The following is a 4,578-nucleotide window of genomic DNA, read 5'->3' as shown; positions in this document are numbered from 1 at the left end:
GCGCCGGTGTGCTGGATGGTGGCGATGGCGACGACACCATTGTGGTGACGGCGGCCGGCACCACCGTGCTCGGCGGTTCTGGCTCGGATTCTGTCTCCTATGCCGGGGCTGCCGCTGGCGTGACCATCGATCTATCCGCCGGTTCAGGCAGTGACGGCAGCACCTATGTGTCCGTGGAGAGCGTGGTCGGTTCGGGCTACGGCGACATCATCGTGGGCGGCGCCAGCGCCGGCGTACTGGATGGCGGCGATGGCGACGACACCATTGTGGTGACGGCGGCGGGCACCACCGTGCTCGGCGGTTCTGGCTCGGATTCCGTGTCCTATGCCGGGGCTGCGGCCGGGGTGACCATCGACCTGGCGACCGGATCGGGCAGTGACGGCAGCACGTATGTGTCCGTGGAGAGCGTGGTCGGTTCGGGCTACGGCGACATCATCGTGGGTGGTGCCAGCGCCGGTGTGCTGGATGGTGGCGATGGCGACGACACCATTGTGGTGACGGCGGCTGGCACCACCGTGATCGGCGGAACAGGCTCGGATACCGTCTCTTATGTCGGAGCTGCGGCCGGCGTGACGATCGATCTTCAAGCCGGGCAGGGTGGCAGCGGCGACACCTATGTGTCTGTGGAGAGCGCGGTTGGCTCGGGCTACGGCGACATCATCGTGGGTGGCGCCAGCGCCGGCGTACTGGATGGCGGCGATGGCGACGACACCATTGTGGTGACGGCGGCGGGCACCACCGTGCTCGGCGGCGCGGGCTCGGATACCGTTTCCTACGCGGCGGCTGCAGCCGGTGTAACCATCGATCTTCTGGCCGGGCAGGGTGGCAGCGGCGATACCTATGTGTCGGTGGAGAGCGTGGTCGGCTCGGGCTACGGCGACATCATCGTAGGTGGCGCCAGCGCCGGCATTCTGGATGGCGGCGATGGCGACGACACCATTGTGGTGACGGCGGCGGGCACCACGGTGATCGGCGGAACGGGCTCGGATACCGTCTCCTATGCCGGAGCTGCGGCGGGGGTGACGATCGATCTTCAGGCCGGACAAGGCGGTAGTGGCGATACCTATGTGTCCGTGGAAAGCGTGGTCGGCTCCGGCTACGGCGACATCATCGTGGGTGGCGCCAGCGCCGGCATTCTGGATGGCGGCGACGGCGACGACACCATCGTGATCGGCGCCGGGAATACCACGGTGATCGGTGGCGGCGGCAACAATACGGTCTCCTATGCCGGGGCCTCGGCTGGCGTCACCATCAACCTGCTGAACGGCTCAGGCAGCGACGGCAGCACTTATGTGTCGGTCGGAAGCGCGATTGGCTCGGGCTACGGCGACATCATCGTAGGTGGCGCCAGCGCCGGCGTGTTGGATGGCGGCGACGGCGACGACACCATCGTGGTCAACGCAGCCAATACCACGGTGATCGGCGGTGGCGGCAACAATACGGTCTCCTATGCCGGGGCTTCGGCCGGCGTGACTATCAACCTGTCGACCGGATCGGGCAGCGACGGCAGTACCTATGTTTCCGTGCAGAATGCAGTCGGTACGGGCCATGGCGACATCATCGTGGGCGGCGCCAGCGCCGGCATTTTGGATGGCGGTGATGGCGACGACACCATCGTGGTGAATGCAGCCAATACCACGGTGATCGGCGGTAGCGGCAACAATACGGTCTCCTATGCCGGAGCCTCGGCTGGCGTCACCATCAACCTGCTGAACGGCTCGGGCAGCGACGGCAGCACCTATGTTTCTGTGCAGAATGCAGTCGGTACGGGCTACGGCGACATCATTGTGGGCGGCGCCAGCGCTGGCATTCTGGATGGCGGCGACGGTGACGACACCATCGTGGTGAACGCGGCCAATACCACAGTGATCGGTGGGACGGGGACCGATACGGTTGCCTTGGCCCAGGCCCAGGCCAATTACACTATCACCATCAATGGCGATGGCAGCATCACGGTGAGCGGCGGGGAATTTGGCAGCGGCAGCATAACGCTCAATGGCGTGGAGGCGCTGCAGTTTGCCGATGGCGGCATGTCCTTCCCGATCGATGGGGATGCAGGGAATAACATCATCAACGGAACTCCGTTTGATGATGTTATCCATGGTGGTGATGGGAATGACACCATCAACGGCCTGGAGGGGGACGACTTCCTGGTTGGTGGCATTGGTAACGACATTATCGATGGCGGTGCCGGCAATGACTGGGTTTCATATGCCGACCTGAACGGCCACATCGATGCCGAGCTGTGGCAGAATGAGGTTCGCTCTAACGGAGCTGGCACCGATGTGGTGACCAACGTGGAGAACCTCATCGGTACCGCCTATAATGACGACATCGACGGCACGGATGCCGCCGATAACATTCTTGAGGGTGGCGCCGGTGCTGACCGTGTGAATGGAATGCTGGGCAATGACACGGCCAGCTATGTTTCTTCGGACGCAGGAGTCACGATCAATCTACAGTCGGGCAGCGCTAGCGGCGGGCATGCTGCCGGCGATACGCTGATATCGATTGAGAACCTGTGGGGCTCGACTCATGCCGACACCCTGATCGGCGATGCCAATGCCAACGATCTGCGCGGCAATGATGGCGACGATGTGCTCACCGGTGGGGGCGGGAACGACATGCTGGCCGGCGGTGCCGGCAGCGACATTGCGACCTATGCCTTCGCGTCCAACAACTACACGCTTTCCTACAACAACGGTGTGGTCACGGTGACGGCGCTGAGCGGCGACGAGGGCGTCGACAGCCTGACCGGGATCGAGACCCTGCAGTTCGTCGATGGCACCGTGGATATCTCGAACTGGACCGGCGGCCCCTATACCGTGGTTCCCAACAGTTCCTCCACGATTGTCGGCACAGCCGGCAACGACACCCTGAATGGCACTGATGGTGACGACATCATCCATGGCCTGGCCGGCAATGACACGATCAATGGTCTGGGTGGTGATGACTTCCTGGTCGGTGGCGACGGCAACGATATCATTGATGGCGGCGCCGGCAACGACTGGGTTTCTTACGCAGACCTGAATACCCATATTGATGCCGAGTTGTGGCAGAACCAGGTCCGCTCGGGCGGAGCCGGCACCGACACGGTGACCAATGCGGAGAACCTGATCGGCACCGCCTATAACGACGATATCGACGGCACGGATGCCGCCGACAACATTCTCGAGGGTGGCGCGGGCGGCGACCGCGTGAACGGAATGCTGGGCAATGACACGGCCAGCTATGCTTCTTCGAATGCAGGAGTCACGGTCAACCTGCAGTCGGGTAGCGCCAGTGGCGGTCATGCTTCCGGCGACACGCTGATATCGATCGAGAACCTGTGGGGCTCGGAGCATGCCGATACCCTGACTGGCGACGCCAATGCCAACAAACTGAAAGGCAACGGCGGCAACGACACGCTTGATGGCGGCGCGGACAGCGACACCGCGCTCTATGCCCTGGCGTCCAGCGACTACACGCTGGCCTACAACAACGGCGTGGTGACGGTGACGGCGCTGAGCGGCGGCGAGGGCGTCGACAGCCTGACCGGGATCGAGACCCTGCAGTTCGCCGATGGCTATGTCGATATCTCAAACTGGACCGGCGGGGCCTATACCGTGGTCCCCGCTCCACTCGCCGGCACCTCCGGGAACGACACCATCAATGGCACCAATGGAGCCGATACCATCATCGGCAGCCTTGGCAATGACACGATCGATGGCGGAGCAGGGACGGATATGCTGGATTACGGCAGCATGTCGCTGCCTGGTTCGTGGACCGGCATCTTTTACCGCATGCATGTGGGTGAAACAAATTATTACACCCGCTCGCCTGGTGCCTTCCAGTACAAGGATACGGTCTCGAATATTGAAAATTTCATTGCCACGGCTGGTGATGACTACTTCTTTGGAACAGCGGCAGCGGAGGTGTTCGAAGGAGGCGCCGGCGCTGACATTTTCGATGGAAACGGCGGCGCCGACACCCTGAGTTATGCGCATTCCTCAGCCGGCGTGAACGTTAACTTGGCAACGGGAACCGCCTCTGGCGGCGATGCCCAGGGCGATATCATCCTTGGGGCTTATGACGGTGGATTCGGCCCTGGATACAGTGCCGACAGTGCGACAAACCTGTGGGGCTCGGCCCATGCCGATATGCTGACCGGCAGCGCTTCGGCCAACGAACTTCGTGGCAATGCTGGCGACGACATGCTCACCGGCGGGGACGATAACGACACACTGGATGGCGGTGCCGGTAGCGACACCGCTATCTATGCCCTGGCGTCCGGCAACTACACGCTGGCCTACAACAACGGCGTGGTGACGGTGACGGCGCTGAACGGCGACGAGGGCGTCGACAGCCTGACCGGGATCGAGAGGCTACAGTTCACCGATGGCTATATCGACATCTCGAACTGGACCGGCGGCGCCTATACCGTGGTCCCCGGTAATGCTGGCGGCACGTCGTGGGATGACATCATCAATGGCACTGCGGGGGATGATGTCATCAATGGCCTGGCCGGTAACGATACGATCTATGGCCATGACGGCAACGACATCCTGGAGGGCGGCGCAGGTGCGGACGTGATCGATG

Annotated in this window: 1 protein-coding gene; it reads left to right on the top strand. The window is 62.7% G+C overall.

The annotated features are described in order from the left end of the window. Positions 1 to 41: 41 nt before the first annotated feature. The coding region (locus tag Q1J79_RS08275) for a calcium-binding protein (protein WP_300299119.1) at positions 42 to 4,578 on the top strand (4,537 nt) is incomplete at its 3' end.

Origin of the sequence: Ferrovibrio sp., assembly GCF_029255545.1 — a bacterium.
Lineage (GTDB): Bacteria > Pseudomonadota > Alphaproteobacteria > Ferrovibrionales > Ferrovibrionaceae > Ferrovibrio.
Note: the sequence above shows the minus strand (reverse complement) of the source record. Positions and strands in the feature narration are given on the sequence as shown.